At 71.9% G+C, this 5319-nt stretch carries 7 protein-coding genes; all 7 read right to left on the reverse strand.

From position 1 onward, the window contains the following. Window positions 1-382, reverse strand: a 382-nt coding sequence (locus Q1N79_RS28675) for a hypothetical protein (RefSeq protein WP_300614208.1), incomplete at its 3' end; no start/stop codon positions are given. Continuing rightward, window positions 379-1053, reverse strand: coding sequence for a hypothetical protein (locus Q1N79_RS28680; RefSeq protein WP_300614209.1), 675 nt, complete (start codon window positions 1051-1053; stop codon window positions 379-381). The genes Q1N79_RS28680 and Q1N79_RS28675, both read right to left, overlap by 4 nt. A 6-nt stretch (window positions 1054-1059) precedes the next feature. Beyond that, window positions 1060-2007: an NADH-quinone oxidoreductase subunit H gene (locus Q1N79_RS28685; protein ID WP_300614210.1), complete on the reverse strand. Its 948-nt coding sequence runs from the start codon at window positions 2005-2007 to the stop codon at window positions 1060-1062. 161 nt (window positions 2008-2168) lie between these two features. After that, on the reverse strand, window positions 2169-2600 hold the full coding sequence (locus Q1N79_RS28690; protein ID WP_300614211.1) for a universal stress protein: 432 nt from the start codon (window positions 2598-2600) through the stop codon (window positions 2169-2171). A 224-nt stretch (window positions 2601-2824) separates the two neighbouring features. Beyond that, window positions 2825-3634, reverse strand: a complete 810-nt coding sequence (locus tag Q1N79_RS28695) for an SAM-dependent methyltransferase (RefSeq protein ID WP_300614212.1) — start codon at window positions 3632-3634, stop codon at window positions 2825-2827. 143 nt (window positions 3635-3777) lie between these two features. Then, window positions 3778-4137 carry a hypothetical protein gene (locus tag Q1N79_RS28700; RefSeq protein ID WP_300614213.1) on the reverse strand — a complete coding sequence of 120 codons (360 nt, stop codon included), beginning with the start codon at window positions 4135-4137 and terminating at the stop codon, window positions 3778-3780. Further along, window positions 4134-5319 (reverse strand): DUF58 domain-containing protein (locus Q1N79_RS28705; protein ID WP_300614214.1); only part of this gene is annotated, 1186 nt, incomplete at its 5' end. The genes Q1N79_RS28700 and Q1N79_RS28705, both read right to left, overlap by 4 nt.

The raw sequence follows: 5319 nt of genomic DNA on the forward strand, positions 1-5319 counted from the left end.
TGCCGGTCTGCAGAGCCGCGAGCATGAGCCCCGCGAACAGGCCGAAGAACGTGCCGTACAGGCGCATCTGCAGCTGGCTCAGCTCCCTGCGTTCTTCCTCCGTCCGCAGGTAGCTGTAGGAGCCGATGCCGGCCAGCGTGACCACCAGCGCCACCGTGCAGACGAAGAACGCCGACAGCGAGTCGACGTAGACAAATCCGCCCAGGACGTTCAGCGGGTGCCCGGAGACGACGCTCACGGCGAGGGCGATCGCGGCCGCCAGCGACCCCGCGCCGGCGGCCGCGAGCGCGACCCCGGTCCGGCCGCCCGAGGCGCCGGTCCAGGGCACGATCGCGCTGCACAGCGGCAGCGCCCAGGTGAGGATCATCAGCGTGAGCGTCATCCCCGCAGCCTCCGCAGGTCGCTGGCAGTTGCTGACGCCAGGCGCTGCGCCAGCCCGGACACCAGCGCGAGCATGATGAGGACCCCGGCCACCAGGTCAAGGAAGATCCCGGCCTCGACGATGAACGGGAACGTGGCCACCAGGGTGATCGCGCCGAGGAACACCCCGTTCTCGACGATGAGCCAGCCGATGAGCTGGGCGACGGTGTGCCGCCGCACGACCATCGACAGGGCGCCGAGCAGGATCACCGCGGTCGACAGCGGGACCACCGCGGCCGCGGCGGTGCCGTGCGGCAGCAGCGCGGGCCGGGTGACCAGGTAGGCGAACGCGGTCAGCGCCCCGCCGGCGATCAGCGAGGTGGACAGGCCGGTGGACATCGAGGCGTCCCGCTTCAGCGCCAGCCTTCTGACCAGGACGCGGCGGGCCGCGATCGGGATCGCGATGCCCTTGACCGCCAGCGTCAGCACCGCGAGGATCCACAGCTCCGTGCTGTGGAAGGCGACGGCCGCGGTGCCCGCGGCGAACGACAGCACCACCGACTGGGCGCCGTAGTAGGCGACGTACCGGTTGAACAGCTTGGACGCCAGGCACGCGAAGGCCAGCAGCAGGATCGTCGCGCCGGACAGGTCAAGGAGCACCCCGGCGGTGCTGCTAGCGGACAGGGACTGCATGGCCGCTCACGCCCCGATCACGTAGGAGGTGGCGACGCCCACCAGGGCGAGCATGAACGCGGCGCCGAGGAACTCGGCGATCCGGAAGAACCGCAGCTTGGCGAACGACGTGTCGATGACCACGATCGCCAGCCCGCACAGCGCGAGCTTGCCGAGCAGCACGGGGATCGCCAGCAGCGCGCCGGGCAGGCTGGCCGCGCTGCCAAGCCCCCACGGCAGCACGAACACGTTCATGAACACCGACGACAGCAGGAACAGCTTCATCCAGCCGCCCCACTTGACCAGCGCGTACTCCCGGCCGGAGTACTCAAGGACGCGGCTTTCCTCGATCATCGATATCTCGGTCGACCCCCCGGGGTTGTCGATCGGGATCCGGCCGTTCTCGACCAGGACGATCATGAAGAACGCGACCAGGCCGAGCAGGTGCGTGGGCAGCACCACCACGTACGGGGAGGACGCGACCGCGTGGTTCATCAGGTAGGGGTTGTCCGAGGCGGACACCGCGCCGACGGTGAAGAACACCAGGATCAGCGTGGGCTCGGCCATGCTGCCGATCCAGCTCGCCCGGCTCGCGCCAAGCCCGCCGTACGGGCTGGCCGTGTCCAGGCCGGACAGGGAGATCACGAAGCTGGCCAGCGTGAGCACGAACGCGCCGCCGATCAGGTCGGCGAGGAAGGCCAGCGGCAGCGGCTCGTTCGTGATCACGGGGACGATGACCGACACCGTCAGGTAGCAGGCGAACGCGACGAACGGGGCGCCGCGGAACACCCAGGACGCCTGGTCGCTGACCGCGCTGCCCTTGCGCAGGAGCTTGGCCAGGTCGCGGTAGGGCTGCAGCACGCTCGGGCCGCGCTTGGACCCGACGACAGCCTCGGCGCGCGTCATCGCACCTGCGTACAGGGGGGCGAACGTGAGGACGACAAGGCTCTGCAGAACCTGAATTAGCTCAGGCACAAGTACGCCTCCCCTGCTCGTCCGACGCCGGACACAGCTTGCAGGTAGAGGCCATCAGCCGTGTTCCCCGGCGACACGCGAGCCTCATCGCGTATGCAGCTCTTACAATACATGGCGATTTTCCGCGGGGCGAATTGACCATGTTTGCGGGAAGCGGCGGTCTAGGGTGCCAGCAGTACCGGCAGGCTGCTCTTGCGGGCCGCGGTCGCGGCGACGTGACCCAGGCGCGGGTGCAGCACGCCGCCAGTGCCGTGCCTGCCGAGGACAAGCAGGTCGAAACCATGCTGCTGGGCGTAGTCGCAGACGGTCTTGGCGGCGTCGCCGCTTTGGGCGAACTGCAGGCTCATCCGGGCCCGCTGGACGTCCGGGATCGCTTCGCAGGCTTTGGCGAAGGTCTCCTGGGCGAAGCGCTGGCGGCCGTTGAAGTCGGCGACGCCCTCGTCGGCGTCTTCGGTATGCGGCGCGGGCCGCAGCACCGTGAGCGCGACGATGTGCGCCGCGCCGTCGGTCGTCACCGCGGCCGCCGCGCGCAAGGCGGCGACGGCGCCGGGCGAGCAGTCCCAGCCGACCAGGATGCGGCGGAACACGGTCATTGGCGGGCTCCTCACCTGCCGAAGCCGGACAGGACACAGAAGCCGTCAGCGGGCTCTCCGGCTCCGGGAGCTGCCTCCAGGACCAGTGAGCACAGCACCCGCGGTTCCGGTCCTGGAAACCCCCCTGCATTACCGGACCGTGGCGAGCCTCATCACCAATTGCGGCCATTGTGAACCGAGCGGCCACGGCCCGCAAGGGAAAGCCGCCAAGCGCCGACGTCCCGTTACCGTTTTACCCCGGCACCGGACAGGTTCGTCGCCTTCAGCGGGACTCGGTCGGTTGTCTTGCCCGGGCGCCAGTCCTGCATCAGGACCACGCCAGGATCGGCCAGCTCGAAGCCGTCGAACAAGCGCAGGACCTCCGCGTGCGAGCGGAGCCGGAATGGCGTGCTGTAGTCCTGGTAGGCATCCCTCGTGCCGGAGACCATGCCCGGGTCCGCCCCCTGGGAGGTGCCGGTCGAGAGCACCAGGAAGCTCCCTGGCGCGAGGGCGTCCCGGTACCGGGCGACGATGCCCTCCGGATCTTCCTCGTCCCCGATGAAGTGCAGGATGCTGAGCAGGAGAATCGCGACTGGCTGGGCGAAGTCGAGGCAGTCCTTGACGATCTCGCTGCCGAGCACGGCCTGCGGGTCGCGCAGATCGGCCCGGACCGTGACGAGGCCGTCGCCAGTGGCAAGCAGCGCGCGGTTGTGCGCGATCACCACCGGGTCGTGATCGACGTAGACGACGCGCGCGCCGGGAACGACGTCGCGGGCCACCTCGTGGACGCTCGGCGAGGTCGGCAGGCCGCTGCCCAGGTCGAGGAACTGGGCGACGCCCTGCTCCGCGACGAACCGCACCGCACGGACGAGGAAGTCCCTGTTGGCGAGCGCGAGCCGCTTCGGCTCCAGGTGGGAGGCCATCAGCTTGTCCGCGACGGCCCGGTCGACCGCGAAGTTGTCCTTGCCGTCGAGCAGATAGTCGTAGACCCGCGCGATGCTCGGGTGCGTGATGTCGATGCCCTCGGGCACCCTCGGTTCCAGGCTGCTGACCATCGTGGGTGTTCCTGCCCCGCAGCGCTCGCCCACCGCGAGCGGCGAACGCGAAAGTACCAAATTGTGACTAGCCTCAAACAATAGCGCCGATGTCCGATGCCTGCGCGCAAAGGCTGACGGCGGACGCTGCCGGGCCCGGGGCGTCATGCCGACGGCGGGGTGCGCGGGCCGCGCGGCACGGCGATCAGGTAGGCCGCGACGGCCGCGGCCGCGCCGGCCAGCACCGCCCAGACCACGGCCGGGGGGCGGAAGGTCAGCGCGGCGAGCGCGACGCCTGTCGTGACGGCGCCCGCGGTGAGCGCGGGGACCTGGCGGGCCGCCCAGCGGGCCGCCAGGCGGCCAGACAGGCCCGGGGGCGCGCCCACGGCCAGGAGCAGGCCGAGGATGACGATCCCGACGGCCGCCAGGCCGGCATCGCCGAGATGGAAGCCGAAGGCGGCGGCGGTCCCCGCGGCTACCAGCGCCACGGCGAGCGGCGAGCCGCCGGCGCCAGGTACCCTCATCGCCGGCCCCGCGGCGCAGGTCCGCGCACCGGAGCCAGCACCGCGTCGAGTTCTGAGCCTTCAGCCCAGCCGAACACGGGGACGCCGATCCCCGCCAGGCCCTCCCGGAGTGCGGCCTGCTCCAGCCGCCACACCCGAAGCGCGAGCGCGTCCGCGCTCGCCCGCGCCGCGACCGGGGGCTCGTGCCGCAGCGTGTCCACGACGGCCAGCGCGAAGCCGCGCTGCCGCAGGTCGGTGAGCGCGGTCAGCGCGCGCGGGTCGAGCAGCGGGGTGAACGCGACGACAAGCGCGCCTGGCGGCAGCGCCTGGCGCGGGATGCGGTTCAGGTCGGGGCTGACGTAGCTGTGGTGGCGCGCGTCGAGCATGATCGCCGCGATCCGGTAGAAGTGCCTGTCGCCTGGCGCCGGGGCCAGCCAGCGGAGCAGCCCGCCGAGCACGACCAGCCCGGCGCGGTCGCTGATCCGCAGGTACGCGGCCACCAGCGCGGCCGCGCCGCGGACCGCGAGGTCCAGGGTGCTGTCACCGGGCGGACCGATGTCGTCGAACACGTCGATCATGACGACCAGGTCGGCCGCCCGGGATGCGGCGCGCTGGTTGACGTGCCACTGCCTGCGCCGGATGCTCACCGGGCGGTTCACGTCCCGCAGCGGGTCGCCGGGCACGTAGGGCCGGATTCCGGCGAACTCGGTCCCGTCCCCGCTCGCCCGGCCGGCGTGCTCGCCGATCCGCCGCAGCAGTTCGGGCGGCACGAGCCGGGGCCGCACCCGCGGGGCGCGCGGGAAGACATCGAGCATGCCCGGCCGGGCAAGCAGCGAGGTCTGCCAGGCGCCCATCCCGGCCCGGCAGGTCACGCTGACCGTGGCCGACTCCCGCCGTCCCCAGCGGTCCGGCCGCAGGGTCCACGCCGCGCAAGCCCGCGTGGCGTCAAGCACGGTCTGGGTGGCGGGCCCGTCCGCTGGCCAGACCGAGACGCCGTCGGCCGGCGAGACCGTGAACGTCACCTCGTCCAGGCGAACTCCGGCTCCGGCTCCGGCGGCGACGCCGACGCTGACGGCGAGCCGCACGTCCTCGCCTTCGAAGCACCGGGCCGGCGACAGGCGGACGGTCACCGGCAGCTGCGCCGGGCGCCGCCCGCGGGGCAGCAGGGCGAGCGCGCCGAGCGCGGGCGCCCCGAGCAGCAGC

The organism is Trebonia sp., assembly GCF_030042015.1.
GTDB lineage: Bacteria > Actinomycetota > Actinomycetes > Streptosporangiales > Streptosporangiaceae > Trebonia.